Origin of the sequence: Paenibacillus cisolokensis, from assembly GCF_018403665.1 — a bacterium.
GTDB lineage: Bacteria > Bacillota > Bacilli > Paenibacillales > Paenibacillaceae > Paenibacillus_AH > Paenibacillus_AH cisolokensis.
In genome coordinates, this window is record NZ_BOVJ01000158.1 from 1 (window position 1) to 18,018 (window position 18,018).

Consider the following 18,018-nt stretch of genomic DNA (forward strand, 5'->3'; position numbering starts at 1 on the left):
CGTAGTAGCCCCTTCGTGTTATAATTTAACCTAACGATAAAATATCTTTTGTTGTCCATTTCTTTTAAGAAGGATGACTTTTTTTAGTGAATCTCTGTAAATACAATGTAGTCCCCGCAATTCTGGCAATCAACTCTAAGGCTGCTTAGTTCAGATTCAAAGTCAATGTTGTCTAGCATATGGCCTTCAAGAACTTCCAACACTTCTTCCTCATCTTCAGTTGATGAAAGTTCATCAATAAATTGTTCATTCAAATTTAACGAAGTCGAAGTTTCAATTTGAACATCGTTTTTGTCAATCCTAAACCTGTTTTTAAACTGATTTTGGACATAAGCAAGTTTTCCAACTGTTTCTGATTTTATCTCAGCCGCATTACCGCATTTTTCGCATAAAACAATGATTTTCAAATGATTCCCTCCTGTGTTTTACCTTCACATCTTAAAGTTGCCCAATGGTCAAATGCTAATTTAAAACATACTCCCCATCAACAAAACGTTGTAGATCATCAAAAATATCGTCTGCATTAGCGCTGCCGTTATAGTAATCATTAATGAATTTCTTTAAGTCATTATCGTTCCGAATAAATTCGTCCGCCAACACAAAAGCCGCTTCCCACTTGGTTCCAGCACATAATAAATGTACCCATTTTAAAAAGTCGACTTTTGAATCCTCAAAGCTGTACAGGATGTTTTCAAACTCAGTTTCGTCCTCAGGATTGAAGTTGATCGTCACATTGATAGTTACCATTTGCTCATTCTCCCTTTCGATTTGGTTTTATATGAATCGCTGATTGTTAGTCAGCGGGTTCATCCGGCTCAATAATTTTATAATTAAGCAGTAATTCCTTAAATTCTTCATACATTTTAATTTCCTTTTCCGATGCAGCAAAGAACGGATCGAAGCCCCATTCATGTTTATTTTTAAAATAGTAGAAGACCATACGCAGAAAATTGATTTCTTCCTTTTTGTTCTTTTCTAAGATCGATATATATTTGTCAACCATTTTGTGATTGTTGTTCTCAGTAAATTCATCATTGTCTATTAAGGCTCTTATTCTTTCAATTAATGATTCATTTTTACGCTTATCGATTAACGAATTAATTATCCCCGAATTCTGACTGTATCTTTCTTTATGCCATCGCTCTACTCCATCATCGTCTATAAATGGAATTTCGATTTCTTCAAATTCATCTGTTTCTGTGAAGTAAATTTGCTGAACATGTAATTCTTCTGATTTAGTAAGTTCCTTCTGAAAATATTCTTCAGGAACGCTTTTAAAAATCTGACGTAGTTGAACTATTCTTGCTTTTGGAATTTTTCGTCTCCCTTTTAACCAGTCTTGTATTGATGGTGGAGAAACTCCTATGGACAATGCGAGATCCTTATACTCAATTCGGTATACCTTACAAATAAATTCCAAACCAATCATTTTACCACCTGCCATATTCAATTTGGCAACATCGAAAGTATAACATGCCAAATTGAATATGGCAACTACTTTTTTCCTTTACCGATACTTCTCCAATATCCTTTCCCGTTCAAGCCGACAAGCCTTAATTTCGTCTTCTAAAGCGTCTTTCCCCATGAGTGGGGAAATCAGTCCAATTAACTGCTTAACGGCTGAGAGATGCCGTTTTGCAAGCGACAGCATCATGTCGGCGTCTTCCTCTGACAATCGCATGATGATCTCGCGGTCGGTTAGATTGGTCATCGTGACAGCCTCCTTTATATGTCCATGTGAGCCAGCGGCGAGAATTTAGCGTGTTGACGATAGATGTCTTGATCTGTTAGATCCATATAAGCTTGTTGCGTAACCTCGACTGAACTATGCCCCAACAACTTGCACAAGCTGAACCAATCCCCACCATTCAGAATGTAATACTTGGCAAAGTTGTTTCGGAGTTGGTGAGGATGGATTTCAACGCCTGCACGCTTCCCAGCATCTCTTAGCGCCTTCTCGAAGTTGCGAACTTCTAGCTGTGTTCCTCTCGTTGTCGGGAACAGATAAGCGCTGGTGATGTAGCGATCTCGATACCTGAGCCATGCCTTTAAATCTGCGGACATTTTCGAGCTAAAGTAAACGTAACGTTGATGCTTGTTTTTGGTATCTGTGAGGAGAATCGACTTATGATTTAAATCCAGATGTTCGGGCGTCAGTGACAGGCACTCACCAATTCGCATACCCGTATCGAGAATCAATTTCACGATGATTGCGTTGCGGTAATCATGAAATTTTGAAACATCAAACTGTTTCAACACCTTGCTGATGTCTTCGGGTGTCAAGGTTTTCTTCGCCTTGCGGTGTATTTTAGGATTCTCAATGGTTTCACACGGGTTCTTCGTTATTTCACGCTCGACACCGTGTAACCAGTTGAAAAAAACTTTTAGATTTCTTACGTAATTCGCTATTGTCGTTGTGCTGATTTGCTGACCGTAATCCGTCCGCTTTTCAGGATAATTTTTATTCTTGGTGCTTTGATTAACGACAACGGAATACTTGCCCCGCTCTTGCAAGTAGCGAATGTACTGGCGAATGTGCCCGGATTGAACCTTTCGAGCATCTTCAATCTGAAACGTGTCTTGAAGATATAGGCCGAACAGTTTAAGGGATTGCTCGTAACTGGCAAGCGTCTTTTTCGCAAGATTGCGACTGGTGCAATAGAGCATAAAGTTGTCTAGTTGGAATTCAAAATCTGTCATACAAAAAAACGCCACCTCTCTACTGGTAATTTCGCAACCAATAGATAAGTGACGTTTATCGATTTGATGACAGGAAGTTAGTCGCCTTTAAACCAACTCATCCAGATGTATTTTGGGGTAATTGGTCGGCTTTTCATTTCCGGAATCCCTTGTTCTACAAGGCCTAGCTCACCTTATGCTCGATCCGCAGCTTGTCGGCGACCATCGCGATGAACTCGCTATTGGTCGGCTTCGACTTGCTGATGTTGATCGTATAACCGAACAGGTGGCTGATGCTGTCGATGTTGCCGCGCGTCCAGGCAACTTCGATCGCGTGCCGAATTGCACGCTCGACCCGTGACGGCGTCGTCTTGAATTTCTCGGCGATGGCGGGATACAGCGTTTTCGTAATCGCGCCGAGGATTTCAATATTGTTGTACACCATCGTAATCGCTTCGCGCAAATATTGATATCCTTTAATATGTGCAGGAACGCCGATTTCATGAATGATGCTCGTAATGTTGGCATCCAGGTTTTTGCCTTTGGCAAGCGGAACGACATTCGATTTGGTCGACACGACGCTGGAGTAAGTGTTCGGCGACACGACGGCGGAATTGCCTACCAGTTGACGGATGCGGTTAGCTAAAATTTCCATGTCGAACGGCTTCAGTATGTAGTAAGAGGCACCAAGTTGAACAGCCTTTTGGGTAATGTTTTCTTGTCCGAAAGCCGTCAACATAATAATTTTCGGCGCAGGCTTCAAATTCATATCGCGAAGTCGCTCCAATACGCCCAAGCCGTCAAGATGCGGCATAATGATGTCCAATATCAAAACATCAGGCGCCTTTGGGGACTCTTCAAGCGCCCGAAGCACTTCTTCTCCGTTATAAGCTACGCCAGTTACCACCATATCGTGCTGTTCCGAGATGTACTCGCTCAAAAGATTCGTGAATTCTCGGTTGTCGTCGGCCAACAAAACTTCGATTCTTTGCAATGTCATGGTCCTCCCTTAAATAAAAATTCAGATAAGTTCTTTCATCGCCTTCCCTTGTTGAGTTGCATGAATATTGTGATTCGACATCTGATCGTGGATTTCCTTCTGTCGAAAATTTTTTTATAGATTTTTTTGGATAATGATCTATAATTAATAATTTATTACACTACCCGATCTTTTCCGGGATCATTCGACAAAAACGTGGGGCAAAAATCCTAAGGGGCATTAAGCCGCCTTAAGATTTTTGCTCGGGGATTTGAGCAGAATACCTGCATCCTGAAGCATCCATTCGATGAAGCAACCGTAGCCCGAAGCCGGGTCGTTGACGAACACATGGGTAACGGCTCCGACCATTTTTCCGTTTTGCAATATCGGGCTGCCGGACATTCCCTGAACGATGCCTCCGGTTTTATCGAGCAATCGTTTGTCCGTCATTTTGATGACCATGCCTTTGGTTGCCGGGGACGTTTGTTTGCTTACATGTACAATTTCAATATCAAACCGCTCGACCTTTTGGCCGTTGACAACCGTTAAAATTTCGGCCGGCCCTTCCTGAACCTCTTCCGCAAAGGCGACCGGTACCGGCTTGTTGGAATAGCTGTGGGAAGGCAGCTCCTTCATTTTGCCGAAAATTCCGAATGGCGTATTCCGTTCGATGTTGCCGAGCACTTTGCCTTCCTTAATAATCGTTGCCCGCTTCTCGCCCGGTTCGCCATTTTGGCTCTTATTGATCGAAGTTACCTGGGATTGCAAAATTTGTCCGTCCCCTAATTCGATCGGGGTTTGCGTGTCCATGTCCGTAATGACATGGCCAAGAGCACCGTACACGCCTTGATCGGGCGCATAAAAAGTCAGCGTGCCGACTCCCGCCGCAGAATCCCGGATGTATAGACCGAGTCTCCAGGCCTGATCATCCGTATCGTAAGCCGGACGAATCTCCGTCTCGAGCAGACGGCCGCCGCGTTTGTACGTTACTTTCAGCGGATGCCTGGATTGTCCCGCCTTTTCCACCAGCTTGGCGACCTTATGGACGTCCCGGATATTCGCGCCGTTAATTTTGACGATTAAATCCCCCAACTTGATTCCGGCGTCTTCTCCGGGTGATACTTTGGCATTGCCGGTTCGAACCTGATGATGGCCAACGACGAGAATTCCAGCCGATTTCACTTTGACACCGATCGTCTGCCCGCCGGGAATGATGCGCAAATCGGGGACGACGTTGACCTTCACGGTTTTGAACGGAATTTTACCAAATAATTTCAACATTAATCTGGCTTCGCCGCTGCTGTCGGATTGAACGGACAACGGCTCGTTCAGATTGACGGATTGCTTGCCGGACTTGCCGTTAATCCGCAGCGTTTCGGTATCGGCGGTCACTTCGGCATGTACAGGGACACCATAATCCAAACGTTTCATCTGGCCGGTAAACAGACGGATTTCGTCCGGAAAGGCAGCGAAATGCTGTACGGGGGACGAGGTGCCGATCATACATACGAAGAGAACGAGAATAAGACCCATCCATCGTTTCCGACGATTGGAGTTCAATTCAATTCACGCTCCTCTGCCTCCATTCGCTTGACGATAAAGCTTTATTCGCCAATGGCGTACCTATAAGGTACCCCTCGTCCCACGTTTATGACGGCAAAAACATTCCCTTAATGCCTACGATTACGCTCCTTTTTGCCGATGCGCCAGATCAAGCATTTCCTGTGCGTGATGCCTTGTTTTTTCGGTTACTTCCACGCCGCCCAGCATCCGGGCCAGCTCTTCCACCCTTGTCTGTCCGGCCAATGGGCGCACGGAGGTGGACGTCTGTCCGCCTTTCATCGTCTTGATGATTTCGTAATGGTGGTCGGCCATACAGGCAACCTGCGGCAAATGGGTAATGGCAAACACTTGGCAACGGTCCGCGAGCGCGGACATTTTCTCCGCGATCGCTTGTGCGGCGCGCCCGCTAACGCCTGTATCGACCTCGTCGAAAACGAGCACCGGCACGCGGTCGATCTCTGCGAAGATGCTCTTCAATGCCAGCATAATGCGGGACATCTCCCCGCCGGAAGCGATTTTGTTCAGCGGTTTGAGCGGTTGCCCCGGATTCGGCGCAATGAGAAAGACCGCTTCGTCCAGCCCATTCGGCCCGAGCTGCGGACGTTCGTCCGATACCGTCTGCTCGAGCTTCGCCACAAACATCGTTTTGCCCATCTGCAGCTGCTTGAGCTCTTGTTCGACCGCGGAAGAGAGCTTGTCGCCGCGGCCGAGCGCATCTCGCTCAGCTTACGTCCGAGCTTGACGGCTTCTTCATAAAGCATCGCTTCCTGCTTGACAAGCTTGTCCAAATGCTCTTCCCGGTTTTCAATTTGATCCAGTTCGTTTCGAATTTTATCCAGGTAAGCCAGGATGTCCGGTATCGAATCGCCGTATTTTCGTTTCAAGCCGGATATCAGATTGAGTCTGTCATCGATGTAAGCGAGACGCTCGGCGTCCGACTCGATGCCGTCTTTGTAATCCCGCAATTGGAATGCAGCGTCTTCCGCCTGATAATAAGCGGTCTGAAGCTGATCGAGCAGCGGACCGACGATATTGGGATCATAAGTGCGGATCGATTCCAGCTTGGCAATCGCATCGCCGATCGCGTCAAGCCCACCGGACATGATGGCATCATACGCCGCTTCCGCGCTGAGTTTCCGCTTCTCCGCATGCGCGAGCTTCCGCTTTTCTTCAGCCAGACTTTCATCTTCTCCGACGACCGGATTGGCGGTTTCGATCTCCTCGATTTGGAATCGGTATAAGTCCATCATGCGCATATTTTGCCGAGTCGATGCTTCCAATTGCTTCAAGGCGGCGCGCACGCCGACGTATTGTTGATAAACGTTGCGGTAAGCCTGCTTCTGAGCCGCAAGCTTCTTGCCGCCGTACAGGTCGAGCCATTCCAGATGCCGCTCCGTCTTTAGCAGCGATTGATATTCATGCTGGCCGTGTATATTGATAAGATATTCCCCGATCTCCTTCAGCATGGAGAGATTGACCAGCTGACCGTTCACCCGGCATGCGCTTTTGCCGTGGGCGGTAATTTCCCGGCGAATGACGATCGGCTCTTCAGGGGAAGCGTCGAGCCCGAAATGACGCATCGTTTCCCATACGGGATGGCCTTCGGGCATGTCAAACTGACATTCGATGACCGCCTTGTCACAGCCGTGACGAACGATATCCGCGCCGCCGCGTCCCCCTGCGACAAGCGACAGCGCATCGATCAGCATCGATTTCCCGGCTCCCGTCTCGCCGGTCATGACATGAAAACCGTTGCGAAACGAAACGTTAACGTTTTCAATGACCGCAAGATTCCGTATCGACAATTCGCGCAACATAATCGGTTTTCCTCCCCTTTTCAAGCTTGCCGGTTAACTTTACGGATTGAGCAGACCGAGCATCCGGTCGACAATCGTTGTGCTGTGTTCCCCGGAACGGCATATAATCAGTATCGTATCGTCGCCGCAAATCGTGCCCATCACTTCGGGCCACTCCATGCTGTCGATCAGAACGCCGATGGCGTTGGCCGTCCCGGGCAAACATTTCATCACGATCAGATTGTCCGTCTTATCGATATGAACGAAATGATCCAGCAGCGCCCTGCGCAGCTTGTGCACAGGATTGAATTTTTGTTCCTGCGGTAGCGAATATTTGTACTTCCCGTCTCCGGCCGGAACTTTAATCAGTTGCATCTCCTTAATATCTCTCGAAACGGTCGCTTGCGTCACTTGAAGCCCTGACTCGCGCAGCGCTTCGACAAGCTCGTCCTGTGTCTCGATCTCCTGATTCGTAATAATTTCCCTTATTTTAATTTGCCTTAGTCCTTTCATGACACCCTCCCGTTCCGACATTATTCGTTCCATGCGAACGTTACAACTCTGACCGTACCTTCCTTCGCATCGGTATATAAAACGCCTTCGCATTCCGGCAAAAGCAGCGAATAGACGAGCAGGCGATCCCGCAAACCGCTTCCGGTCCAGTCGATCGGCATCCGGTCGCGCGCCGTCTTTACAATATAAGTCTTGCCGTCCTGCTCGGCTATATAATCAATGTAAAGCCGGCTTTCCATCGGCGCCCCGTCGACTTCGATATGCAACGGAACGCGGTGCTTCCCGGAGATGACCTGATAACCGTGCCGCTCCAGCAGCTGTACGTTCTCGTCGTCCGCGAGGATCTCGGCGCCTTCCCCCAGCACCAGTCTTCTGGCGGCGGGCGGCGAATGGAGCCATCGATACAAGCCGCGGTAAATCCAGATCGCGATCAGACCGCCGGCAAGCACCATCACAATCCAGTCTCCGTACACTCCCATCCGAACCCCTCCCTGAAAGGCTTCTGCCTAATTAGGTTCGAGAAGCGGGAGACAATCTCCTTTTTTTCATAAGCGAACGCTTCATACGCGAACGTCTTCGCTCCGCCTGGAAAGCCGGCGTTTCTGTCATCGAAACATCGCAAAAAGGCGAACGCTTGTTTGGTTTCCTTCAGTTTAACAAAACGGAATCGTCCTGTAAAGTGCTCGTCCAAGTTTAACCATACAAAAAGAAAAGCTGCCCTGTCCCCTCCTCGGAGGCCATGCAGCGGATAATCGTAAATATTTAACCTGTCGATTTGCCCGGACTGAACGCATGCGCCGCTTCGCTGACAAGCGAACGGATCTCATTCGCCGAATCGGGCAAGCTTTGCGGTTCGCCCTCGAATGTCCAGTACGCGAGAAACTCGATATTGCCCTCGCCTCCCGTAATGGGCGAATAGGTAAGTCCGCGAAGGGCGAATCCCTTCTCCGCCGCGAATCCGGCGACGCCCGCAATCACTTCCTCATGCACGGCAGGATCGCGCACTACGCCCTGCTTCCCGACTCTTTCCCGTCCGGCTTCGAATTGCGGTTTAATAAGCGCGACTACGGTTCCCCCAGGCTTAATCAATCCGGCCAATGCCGGTAAAATCAGCTTCAACGATATAAACGAAACGTCTATGGAAGCGACGTCCGGGGCGGGACCGTCCAGATCGCCCGGCTGCATATAACGGAAATTGGTCCGCTCCATGACGCGCACTTGCGGATGCTGCCGAAGCGACCAGTCAAGCTGGTTGTAGCCGACATCGACGGCATATACGAGCGCGGCCCCGTGCTGCAGGGCGCAGTCGGTAAAGCCGCCGGTCGACGCGCCGATATCGATCATGACGCGCCCCGCCAGCGATATGCCGAATGTCCGGATCGCTTTCTCCAGCTTGAGACCGCCGCGGCTGACATATGGATGCGGCGCCCCTTTCACCTGAATGGCGGCCGATCGCGGCACCTTCGTCCCGCCCTTCTCGATCCGTTCGCCATTTACGAGCACGAGCCCCGCCATCAGCGCCGCTTTCGCCTTCTCCCGGCTTTCGTAATAACCGCGCTCCACAAGGAGCACGTCAATCCGTTCTTTCGATGCGCTCATCGCTGCCCGGTCGCCCACTTCCGGTTCTGGCGAAGCATGCCGGCCACCGTCGCCGCGCAACGTTCGGCCGTCAATCCCGCCTCAATGCGCTGCTCCTTGATGGAACCGTGCTCGATGAAGCGATCGGGAACGCCCATAAGACGAATCGTCACGCCGTCCCTTCCCTGAAGCGCATAATACTCCATAATCGCGCTGCCAAGGCCGCCAAGCTCCGAGCTTTCTTCCATGACGACGATCGGCAATCCTTCGTCCGCCAACCGCATCAGCATCTTGCCGTCCAGCGGTTTGATGAACCGCGCATTGACGATTCGCACATTCAATCCTTCGCGCTTCAGCAGATCCGCCGCTTCCTCGGCGACCGCAATCATCGGTCCGATGGCGACGATGACCGCCGAATCGCCTTCGCGGACCGTCTCCCACGTGCCGATCGGTATTGTCCGCATCTCCGGTTCCACCGGCACGCCGACGGCGTTGATCCGCGGATACCGGATCGCGATCGGGCCGTCGTTATATTCGACAGCTGTCTTCATCATGTTGCGCAGCTCGTTCTCGTCCTTCGGCATCATCAGCACCATATTCGGAATATGGCGGAGAAAGGCGATATCGTAAACGCCCTGATGCGTCTCTCCGTCAGGACCGACGAAGCCGGCTCGGTCGATGGCGAAAATGACGTTCAGATTTTGCCGGCAAATATCGTGCACCACCTGGTCGTAAGCCCGTTGAAGGAAAGTGGAATAGACGGCGAAAACCGGCTTCATCCCTTCCATCGCCAGCGCGGCGGACATCGTGGCCGCATGCTGTTCCGCAATGCCGACGTCGATCATGCGTCCGGGGAACCGTTTGGCAAATTCGAGCAGCCCCGATCCGCCCGGCATCGCCGGCGTTATCGCCACGATTCGATCGTCCCGCTCCGCCAGCTCGATCAGCGTCTGACCGAACACTTCCGTATACATCGGCGGTCCGACCGCCTTCAGCACCTGGCCCGATTCGATCTTGTACGGCGTAATCCCGTGCCACTTGAAGGAATCGGCTTCGGCCGGCGAATAACCTTTGCCTTTGACGGTGACGACATGAATGAGCACGGGACCTTGAATCGATCCGGCCTGCTTGAGGATGTCGATCAATTGTTCGATGTCGTGACCGTCGACCGGTCCGAAGTACGTCAGCCCCAATTGCTCGAACAAAATGCCGCTGACGAGCAAATATTTCAGGCTGTCTTTGAACCGTTCCGCCGTCTTCGCCAGCTTGCCGCCGATCGCCGGAATTTTGTTCAGCAGATTTTGCAGCTCATCCTTCGCCTTCTGATAATGGCGGTCGGTCCGGATCCTGCTCAAATAATGGTGCAGGGCCCCGACATTCGGCGCGATCGACATCTCGTTATCGTTCAAAATCACGATCAGGTTCGGCTTCTCGTGGCCGATATGGTTCAGCGCCTCCAGCGCCATTCCTCCGGTCAGGGCGCCGTCGCCGATGACCGCTATGACCTTGTTCTTGTCGCCTTTCAAATCGCGGGCCATCGCCATCCCCATGGCGGCCGACAACGATGTGCTGCTATGCCCCGCTTCCCAGACATCATGCTCGCTTTCGGCCCGTTTGACAAAGCCGCACAACCCTTTGTACTGGCGCAGCGTATTGAATTTATCCTTGCGTCCGGTCAAAATTTTATGCACGTAAGATTGGTGCCCGACATCGAATATCAATTTGTCCGCCGGGCTGTCATACAAATAATGCAAGGCTAAGGTCAGTTCCACAACGCCAAGGTTAGGAGCCAGATGGCCACCCGTAACGGAAAGCTTCTCAATGAGGAAATGACGGATCTCACCGGCTAGCTGTTCCAGTTCGGCTACAGACAAGGCTTTCAGGTCTTGAGGTTCGTTGATCCTATCAAGCAGCACATTACCTTCCTCGCTTTCGTGACCGCGGCTGGCCGCCGTCCATTACGTCTAAAATACTTCCCATATTATATCATACGCATGCAGCGTATCCCAAACGTCCGTATTTTTCGGCCCGCGTCTTGCTTACCGGTCGCGTCCCATCAAATAATCGGCAATTTCCAGCAGACGTCCGGGATCGGCCAGTCCGGCCCGGGCCAGCGCTTCCTTCGCTTCCGCGGTCAGCCGGGCCATTTCCTTGCGGCTTTCATCCATGCCGAGCAAGTACGGGTACGTCACCTTGTTCTGCCTGAGGTCGCTCTGCACTTTTTTCCCCAGCTTCTGCTCATCGCCGATCAGATCGAGAATATCGTCCTGAATCTGGAAGGCAAGTCCGATGTTGCGCCCGAACAGGGAAAGAGCGTCGAGCTGCCTATCGTCCGCGCCGCCGATTCTGCCTCCGGCGACAAGCGAGAACGAGATCAGCGCGCTCGTTTTGCGCAGATGGATGCTTCGGAGTTCCTCCGCCGACGTGACGCCCTGCTCGCCCAGAACGTCTGCGGCCTGACCGCCGACCATGCCGGGTAAGCCGGCCAGCCGGGCCAAATCTTCGATAACGGCGAGCGTCGTTTCCGCCGGTACGCCATGCTGGCGAGTCGCCTGAGCCGCTACGTAAAAAGCGTGCGTCAGCAAGCCGTCGCCGGCCAGAATGGCCATCGCTTCCCCGAATACTTTATGATTGGTCAGCTTGCCGCGGCGGTAATCGTCGTTATCCATCGCCGGCAAATCGTCATGCACGAGCGAATAAGTATGGACCATTTCGACCGCGCAGGCAACAGGCAGCGCGCACGCCGAAGCTTGCGCATCGCCTTTCACCGCTTCGGCCGCGGCCAACACCAAAACCGGACGCAACCGCTTGCCTCCGGCTTCGATCGAATACATCATCGCGTCTTTCAGTTTGTCCGGTACGTCCCAATTTGCCGGAATCGCCGTTTTCAGCGCATCTTCAATGCGTCCAGCCTGTTCCGCCAAATATTGCTGCAACGGTTTATGCTGCTCCTTCAACCTTTCAATCCCCTTTGTCATCATTCACCGGAACGAACGGCTTCTTGACGAAACCTTGCTCCGTTTCAATCAACATTTCGATCTTACGCTCGACCTGCTCCAGCTTGCCTCCGCACAGCTGCGAAAGCCGCATTCCTTCCTGAAACAAATCGATGGCGGTCTCGAGCGGAACGTCGCCATTTTCCAGACGCTCCACAATCGCTTCGAGCCGCTCCATCGCTTGTTCGAATGTCAGTTCTTGCCCTTTATTGTTCTCCGTCTCCATCCGGCAACTCTCCTCCCATTCCCCATACATGGCAGTCCAAATGACCGTCGGCAAGCTTCACCTTCACCATATCGCCCGGCTGAACCTGGCGGATCGATTTGATCAGCGTTCGCTCCCGCTCGTCGTAGACGAGGCTGTATCCGCGGGACATCACCTTCAGAGGACTGAGAGCGTCCAGGTGCCGGACCGTTCCGGCCAGCTGCACCCGCTTGCTGCGCAGCAGCGCTTGCATCGCCTGCTCCAGCCTTCTCGACATCTCCGTCCGCCGGCTCGCCGCAAGCGCCGCCCGCTGGCCGGGATGGCGGACAGCGAGCGCCGTCTCCAGCCGGGTAAGCCGCTCGCGCTGCCGTTCGACAAGCCGCGTCGTACGCAGCGTCAGCTTGTCCGTCAGACGGTCGAGCCGTTCCGCTTGCTCCAGCAAATATTTGCGCGGATGAAGGAAGAACGGCGATCGTCTCACCCGCAGCAGTCTTTCCCGCTTGCTCCGCAGCGACATCCTAAGCGCCTGCCGCAATCGCTGGCGAAGCTGCTCGAGCTGTGCCTTCAGTTCTTCCACATGAGGAACGGCCAGCTCCGCGGCGGCGGTCGGCGTCGGCGCGCGGAGATCCGCGACGAAGTCGGCGATGGTGAAATCGGTCTCATGTCCGACGGCGGAAATGACCGGAATTTTCGAAGCGGCGATGCTGCGGGCGACCGATTCCTCATTGAACGCCCACAGCTCTTCGAGCGATCCGCCGCCGCGCCCTACGATCAGTACGTCCACTTCGCCGTAGCGGTTCATCGTTTCGATCGCGCGGACGATGTCCGGCGCCGCCTGGCGGCCCTGTACGATCGCCGGATACAGGACGACCGGCACCGACGGATGCCTGCGTCCGAGCGTAATCAGAATGTCCCGGACGGCCGCCCCGGTGGCCGACGTGATGACGCCGACCGCCTTCGGAAAACGGGGAATCGGACGCTTCCGCGCCGGGTGAAACAATCCTTCCGCTTCGAGCCGCTTCTTCAGCTGCTCGAAGGCCAGATACAGGCTGCCGATGCCGTCGGGCTGCATCTGGGTCGCATAAAATTGATAAGTGCCGTCGCGCTCATACACCGACACGTTGCCGCGCGCGATAACTTTCGTCCCTTCGCGGGGAATAAACGGCAGCCGTCTGTTGTGAGAGGCGAACATGATGCATTTCAGCCGGCTGTCCTTGTCCTTTAGCGTAAAATACATATGTCCGCTGGAATGGTGGGTGAAATTCGAAATTTCGCCCCTTAGCCAGACATCGTTCAGCAAATTGTCGGACTCCAGCTTAATTCCGATATAGCGGTTGATTTCCTTGATGGAATAGATGCGGGGCTGCTCCGCCATCGGCGTCACTCCCTCCATTTCCGGACGCCGCTACCGGCCGATCCGCTTGGCCGCTTCGAGCGTATTTTTCATCAGCATCGTAATCGTCATCGGTCCCACGCCTCCGGGTACGGGCGTTATGGCCCCGGCGACGTCGAGACAATCGTCGTAATCGACATCGCCGGCCAGCTTGCCGTCCGGGAGCCGGTTCACGCCGACGTCGATGACGACGGCGCCCGGCTTGACGCAATCTCTCCGAATCGCCTTCGGGCGTCCGATCGCCACGACGAGAATATCGGCCTGCCGCGCAATCGCCGGCAAATCGGCCGTCCGCGAATGACAGATCGTTACGGTCGCATTCTCGCGGAGCAGAAGCATGGCGACCGGCTTGCCGACAATGTTGCTGCGGCCGATAACGACCGCGTGCTTCCCGGCAATTTCGACGCCGCTGCGCTTGATCAGCTCGATTACGCCGGCGGGCGTGCACGGCAGCAGGCTGTCGTCGCCGATGACGAGATTGCCGACGCTGATCGGATGGAAGCCGTCCACATCCTTCTCGGGCGCAATCGCGTCAATGACCGCCTTCTCGTCAATATGGCGCGGCAACGGCAGCTGCACCAATATGCCGTGAACCGTCGGCTGCGCATTGAGCCGGTCGATCAGCGCCAGCAGCTCTTCCTGCGTGGTCGATTCGGGCAGCCGATGAACTTCCGAATAGAAGCCGAGCTGGTGGCATGCCTTCTCTTTGCTGCCGACATACACTTTCGATGCCGGATCTTCACCGACCAGCACGACCGCGAGGCCCGGCACGATGCCTTGCGATTTTAGCTGTTCGGCCTCACGGGCGAGCTCCTTCCGTATACTTTCCGAGATTTGTTTCCCATCAATACGCTGCGCGCTCATTTTCATTTTCTCCTTTCCTTGCCTTCCGCAATCCGCTGCGGGCGAATAAGCCTTTGGCTATCGTTCGTTCCGATAACGGTCCAAGCTTTGGATCAATCGGCCAAGCACGCCGTTGACGAATTTCCCCGACTCGTCCGTTCCGAAATGTTTGGCCAGTTCGATCGCCTCGTTGATCGCCGCCTTGGGCGGAACATCGTCGCGAAACACCATCTCATAACATGCCAGCCTCAAAATCTGGCGGTCGACGCGGGACAGCCTGTCCACTTGCCAGCCGGTCAGCGCCTCCTGAAGAAGACGGTCAATCGCGGCTTTCCGCTCAAACACGCCGGCCACAAGCTCCCGCGCGAACGCTTCCGTTTTGTCCGCTTCCGCCGGATCCGCGCCGATCTCGTTCTCTTCGCGCATTTCTTCCATAAGCATATCGACCGCTTCCGCGCCGGACACTTCGTTCATTTCCATCTGGTACAGGCTTTGTACCGCAATTTCGCGTGCTAACCTACGTTTCATGGAACCTCCTGATCGTCGTCTGGGCTATAGGAACTATAGAACGACGCTTCTACTTAATCTTTTGCTGCTGAACGACATCCCTAAAAAAACCTATGATCTCCTCCCTGCCCCGAAAAATGCCGGCATTCCGGCGTCCGGAGTACGGAGGAGACCACAGGATTATCTGAACGGGCGCCACCTGTCCATGACCCATTCGCTTAACCGCCGCCACGGAAGAAGCGGTCCGCTGTCCGTATCCTTCTGTTTGCCCACAACATATCCGATAAAGACGAGCAGCGCAAAAAACAGCATGTCCCAAAAACCTACGAACAAATACAAAAACCCGAAAAAGATCCCTGCCGTGACGCCGATGATGCGTCCGCTGCCGGATGACCACCATTCCTTCCACATGGGCCCATCACCTCTATTCTACGCGACTTTTGAACGCGCCCGACTGGATGACGTTCGCCACGAAGACACCGACGCCGGCTACCGGAATTCCGGTCACCTCTTCCACATGCTCCTTAACGGCTTTCTGCATATCTTCCGTCAACACCGGAATCGGGGTTTCGCCGTCCACGACCGCCCGCAGCACGATATCGAGTCCCGCTTCGTTAAAGCGGATGCGGGCTTTCAGATCTTTAACGCCCCGATGCCGGGCGGCAGCTTTGAGCGCGATATTCTCCACCGTTTCGAGCGAAATGCGAATATCGCCGTATTCGGTCCGCTGGTCGATCGAGGAAGCGGTCGGTCCGCTCCGGCGCAGCGATACGTAGAACAGCCGGAAGCTTACAATAAAAGTTACTGCGGCGGCGATTACGACGGTCAGCTGCAGCCATCCGCGCGTGTACAACTGATCGACGAAACGTTCCGAGACCGCTTCAGGAATCCAGCCGATTCCGGCGGCAAACAGTACGGCAGCCAACATGCCGACAACCAAACTGAATAAAAAAAGCAGGAGCCTGTCCAAGATTTGGGCCACCCTCGTCTCCTCCTCTGGCAAACAGAATAAAAATCCCCCTTGCGCCGAGCGGCATGCCCATCACGAGGGGGAACTTGCGAATGCTATCGTTATTTCACCCGTTGGGCGGAATCTTCTTCTTCCGGCTTGTCAGCTGGCTTAAAATGAACATCATGAATATGTACGTTCACTTCCACGACATTCAGTCCGGTCATCGTCTCGATGGAGCGCTTGACATTCCGCTGGATGTCCGCAGCGATTTCCGGTATCCGCTGCCCGTATTCCACGATAATGGAAACGTCTACCGCCGCTTCGCGCTGACCGACTTCAACTTTGACCCCTTTGGACAGATTTTTCCGTCCGAGCAATTCCGCGATGCCGCCGGCCAGACCTCCGCTCATCCCGGCAACGCCTTCCACTTCAATCGTCGCTAAACCTGCAATAACCGCAATAACTTCGGGGGCGATCTGAATGCTGCCGATGTCCGTTTTCTCGTAATCCGCCGCTAAAATCGTGCTCACTTCGCAAACACCTCCCACTAGTCGCGATTTTGCCCCGGCCCGCGGCCAGGGCTTTTCCGCTTCTTATTTTTATACTATAACATTTGGTGAGAAATATGACAAACGGCGCTTACCGATCCGGAACGATTTCGCCTTCGTCCGGCAGCTCGTCGAGATCGTGCTCTTCGAGAAACTTGATATCGAAGCGCCCTTCCCTGAACTTCGGATGATTCATCAGCTTCATATGGAAAGGGATCGTCGTCCGGATGCCGTCGACGGCAAACTCTCCCAAGGCCCGTTTCATGCGGGCGATCGCTTCCTCGCGGGTCGGCCCCCATACGATCAGCTTGGCGATCATCGAATCGTAATGCGGCGAAATGACATATCCCGGATAAGCGCCGCTGTCGACCCGGACTCCCGGCCCGCCAGGCGGCAAATAAAACTGGATCTGGCCCGCGGAAGGCATGAAATTCCGGTCCGGGTCTTCCGCATTGATCCGGCATTCGATCGACCAGCCGTTAATGGCAATGTCCTCCTGCCGGAACGACAGCGGGCGCCCTTCGGCGACGGCGATCATCTCGCGGATCAGGTCGACGTTCGTAATCATTTCCGTAACCGGATGCTCGACCTGAATGCGCGTATTCATCTCCATGAAATAAAAGTTTCCGTCCGGACCGAGCAAAAACTCGAGCGTTCCTGCCCCGGAATAATTGACGGCTCTGGCGGCTCTGACGGCAGCCTGCCCCATGCGCTCGCGCAGCTTGTCAGTCATAACGGGGCAAGGCGCTTCCTCCACAAGCTTCTGGCGCCGGCGCTGAATCGAGCAATCCCGCTCGAACAGATGGACGACGTTGCCGTGCTTGTCCGCCATAATTTGCACTTCCACATGCTTCATGCCCGTCAAATATTTCTCCAGATAAATCCCGGCGTTGCCGAAAGCTTTCTCCGCTTCCTGCCGGGCGGCCGTCATTTGCTGAATAAGCTCTTCCTCGTTCTCGACGATGCGGATGCCTTTGCCTCCGCCGCCGGCCGTCGCCTTTATAATAACCGGATAGCCGATCTCGCGGGCGATGCGAACCGCTTCGTCGACGTCTTCCACAAGCCCGTCGGAACCCGGAATGACCGGAACGTCGGCCTCTTTCATCGTTTGCTTGGCAACCGACTTGTCCCCCATCTTGCTGATCGCTTCCGGCGAAGGGCCGATAAAGGCGATATTGCAGGACTCGCAAATTTCCGCAAAATCGGCGTTCTCCGCCAAAAAGCCGTAGCCGGGATGAATGGCGTCGCAGCCGGTCAGCGTCGCGACGCTCATAATGTTGGTCAAATTCAAGTAACTGTCCTTCGATGCCGTCGGTCCGATGCAATACGCTTCATCCGCAAGCCTGACGTGCAGCGACTCGCGATCGGCTTCGGAATAGACGGCCACCGTCGCGATGCCCATTTCGCGGCAGGCGCGAATGATGCGAACTGCAATCTCCCCGCGGTTGGCGATCAATATTTTTGAA

At 53.3% G+C, this 18,018-nt stretch carries 21 protein-coding genes; all 21 read right to left on the reverse strand.

Going from position 1 to position 18,018, the window contains the following annotated elements:
* Positions 1-83: 83 nt before the first annotated feature.
* Positions 84-407, reverse strand: a complete 324-nt coding sequence (locus PACILC2_RS20095) for a hypothetical protein (RefSeq protein ID WP_213530432.1) — start codon at positions 405-407, stop codon at positions 84-86.
* 55 nt (positions 408-462) lie between these two features.
* Entirely contained in the window at positions 463-747 is a 285-nt protein-coding gene (locus PACILC2_RS20100) for a hypothetical protein (RefSeq protein WP_213530434.1), read from the reverse strand.
* 46 nt (positions 748-793) lie between these two features.
* The gene (locus tag PACILC2_RS20105; RefSeq protein ID WP_213530436.1) at positions 794-1,450 is read right to left on the reverse strand and encodes a helix-turn-helix domain-containing protein; all 657 of its coding nucleotides are present in this window, start codon (positions 1,448-1,450) and stop codon (positions 794-796) included.
* A 57-nt stretch (positions 1,451-1,507) separates the two neighbouring features.
* Positions 1,508-1,711: a hypothetical protein gene (locus PACILC2_RS20110; RefSeq protein ID WP_213530438.1), complete on the reverse strand. Its 204-nt coding sequence runs from the start codon at positions 1,709-1,711 to the stop codon at positions 1,508-1,510.
* A gap of 14 nt (positions 1,712-1,725) precedes the next feature.
* Positions 1,726-2,700, reverse strand: a complete 975-nt coding sequence (locus PACILC2_RS20115) for a tyrosine-type recombinase/integrase (protein WP_213530440.1) — start codon at positions 2,698-2,700, stop codon at positions 1,726-1,728.
* Positions 2,701-2,863: 163 nt separating this feature from the next.
* Entirely contained in the window at positions 2,864-3,673 is an 810-nt protein-coding gene (spo0A, locus tag PACILC2_RS20120) for a sporulation transcription factor Spo0A (RefSeq protein WP_062493294.1), read from the reverse strand.
* 225 nt (positions 3,674-3,898) lie between these two features.
* Positions 3,899-5,218, reverse strand: a complete 1,320-nt coding sequence (gene spoIVB, locus PACILC2_RS20125) for a SpoIVB peptidase (RefSeq protein WP_213530442.1) — start codon at positions 5,216-5,218, stop codon at positions 3,899-3,901.
* 524 nt (positions 5,219-5,742) lie between these two features.
* Positions 5,743-7,038 (reverse strand): DNA repair protein RecN, encoded by a 1,296-nt coding sequence (locus PACILC2_RS20130; protein WP_307860663.1) that lies wholly within the window; start codon positions 7,036-7,038, stop codon positions 5,743-5,745.
* 39 nt (positions 7,039-7,077) lie between these two features.
* The gene (gene ahrC, locus PACILC2_RS20135) at positions 7,078-7,530 is read right to left on the reverse strand and encodes a transcriptional regulator AhrC/ArgR (RefSeq protein WP_062493297.1); all 453 of its coding nucleotides are present in this window, start codon (positions 7,528-7,530) and stop codon (positions 7,078-7,080) included.
* Positions 7,531-7,550: 20 nt separating this feature from the next.
* Positions 7,551-8,009, reverse strand: coding sequence for a hypothetical protein (locus PACILC2_RS20140; protein ID WP_062493298.1), 459 nt, complete (start codon positions 8,007-8,009; stop codon positions 7,551-7,553).
* 283 nt (positions 8,010-8,292) lie between these two features.
* Positions 8,293-9,129, reverse strand: coding sequence for a TlyA family RNA methyltransferase (locus PACILC2_RS20145; RefSeq protein WP_213530444.1), 837 nt, complete (start codon positions 9,127-9,129; stop codon positions 8,293-8,295).
* Positions 9,126-11,024, reverse strand: a complete 1,899-nt coding sequence (dxs, locus tag PACILC2_RS20150; RefSeq protein WP_213530446.1) for a 1-deoxy-D-xylulose-5-phosphate synthase — start codon at positions 11,022-11,024, stop codon at positions 9,126-9,128. Before dxs ends, PACILC2_RS20145 begins: the two co-directional genes overlap by 4 nt.
* A 123-nt stretch (positions 11,025-11,147) precedes the next feature.
* On the reverse strand, positions 11,148-12,086 hold the full coding sequence (locus PACILC2_RS20155; protein ID WP_213530465.1) for a polyprenyl synthetase family protein: 939 nt from the start codon (positions 12,084-12,086) through the stop codon (positions 11,148-11,150).
* Positions 12,070-12,330, reverse strand: coding sequence for an exodeoxyribonuclease VII small subunit (gene xseB, locus PACILC2_RS20160; protein WP_062493303.1), 261 nt, complete (start codon positions 12,328-12,330; stop codon positions 12,070-12,072). Before xseB ends, PACILC2_RS20155 begins: the two co-directional genes overlap by 17 nt.
* On the reverse strand, positions 12,311-13,684 hold the full coding sequence (xseA, locus tag PACILC2_RS20165) for an exodeoxyribonuclease VII large subunit (RefSeq protein WP_213530467.1): 1,374 nt from the start codon (positions 13,682-13,684) through the stop codon (positions 12,311-12,313). Before xseA ends, xseB begins: the two co-directional genes overlap by 20 nt.
* 30 nt (positions 13,685-13,714) lie before the next feature.
* Positions 13,715-14,566, reverse strand: coding sequence for a bifunctional methylenetetrahydrofolate dehydrogenase/methenyltetrahydrofolate cyclohydrolase FolD (gene folD / locus PACILC2_RS20170; RefSeq protein WP_213530448.1), 852 nt, complete (start codon positions 14,564-14,566; stop codon positions 13,715-13,717).
* A gap of 57 nt (positions 14,567-14,623) precedes the next feature.
* Complete coding sequence (gene nusB, locus PACILC2_RS20175; protein ID WP_062493305.1) at positions 14,624-15,073, reverse strand: transcription antitermination factor NusB; 450 nt, start codon at positions 15,071-15,073, stop codon at positions 14,624-14,626.
* A gap of 159 nt (positions 15,074-15,232) precedes the next feature.
* Positions 15,233-15,463 carry a DUF2273 domain-containing protein gene (locus PACILC2_RS20180; protein ID WP_062493306.1) on the reverse strand — a complete coding sequence of 77 codons (231 nt, stop codon included), beginning with the start codon at positions 15,461-15,463 and terminating at the stop codon, positions 15,233-15,235.
* A 13-nt stretch (positions 15,464-15,476) separates the two neighbouring features.
* Entirely contained in the window at positions 15,477-16,034 is a 558-nt protein-coding gene (amaP, locus tag PACILC2_RS20185) for an alkaline shock response membrane anchor protein AmaP (protein WP_213530450.1), read from the reverse strand.
* An 89-nt stretch (positions 16,035-16,123) separates the two neighbouring features.
* Positions 16,124-16,534, reverse strand: a complete 411-nt coding sequence (locus tag PACILC2_RS20190) for an Asp23/Gls24 family envelope stress response protein (RefSeq protein WP_062493308.1) — start codon at positions 16,532-16,534, stop codon at positions 16,124-16,126.
* A 109-nt stretch (positions 16,535-16,643) separates the two neighbouring features.
* Positions 16,644-18,011, reverse strand: a complete 1,368-nt coding sequence (gene accC, locus PACILC2_RS20195; RefSeq protein WP_372447186.1) for an acetyl-CoA carboxylase biotin carboxylase subunit — start codon at positions 18,009-18,011, stop codon at positions 16,644-16,646.
* Positions 18,012-18,018: the final 7 nt, after the last annotated feature.

Coding starts and splice junctions, on each gene's coding strand:
- PACILC2_RS20100 (WP_213530434.1), bottom strand. CDS start 747: ATGGTAACTATCAATGTGACGATCAACTTCAATCCTGAGGACGAAACT.
- PACILC2_RS20110 (WP_213530438.1), bottom strand. CDS start 1,711: ATGACCAATCTAACCGACCGCGAGATCATCATGCGATTGTCAGAGGAA.
- PACILC2_RS20115 (WP_213530440.1), bottom strand. CDS start 2,700: ATGACAGATTTTGAATTCCAACTAGACAACTTTATGCTCTATTGCACC.
- PACILC2_RS20130 (WP_307860663.1), bottom strand. CDS start 7,038: ATGTTGCGCGAATTGTCGATACGGAATCTTGCGGTCATTGAAAACGTT.
- ahrC (WP_062493297.1), bottom strand. CDS start 7,530: ATGAAAGGACTAAGGCAAATTAAAATAAGGGAAATTATTACGAATCAG.
- PACILC2_RS20140 (WP_062493298.1), bottom strand. CDS start 8,009: ATGGGAGTGTACGGAGACTGGATTGTGATGGTGCTTGCCGGCGGTCTG.
- PACILC2_RS20145 (WP_213530444.1), bottom strand. CDS start 9,129: ATGAGCGCATCGAAAGAACGGATTGACGTGCTCCTTGTGGAGCGCGGT.
- PACILC2_RS20155 (WP_213530465.1), bottom strand. CDS start 12,086: ATGACAAAGGGGATTGAAAGGTTGAAGGAGCAGCATAAACCGTTGCAG.
- xseB (WP_062493303.1), bottom strand. CDS start 12,330: ATGGAGACGGAGAACAATAAAGGGCAAGAACTGACATTCGAACAAGCG.
- xseA (WP_213530467.1), bottom strand. CDS start 13,684: ATGGCGGAGCAGCCCCGCATCTATTCCATCAAGGAAATCAACCGCTAT.
- folD (WP_213530448.1), bottom strand. CDS start 14,566: ATGAGCGCGCAGCGTATTGATGGGAAACAAATCTCGGAAAGTATACGG.
- nusB (WP_062493305.1), bottom strand. CDS start 15,073: ATGAAACGTAGGTTAGCACGCGAAATTGCGGTACAAAGCCTGTACCAG.
- PACILC2_RS20180 (WP_062493306.1), bottom strand. CDS start 15,463: ATGTGGAAGGAATGGTGGTCATCCGGCAGCGGACGCATCATCGGCGTC.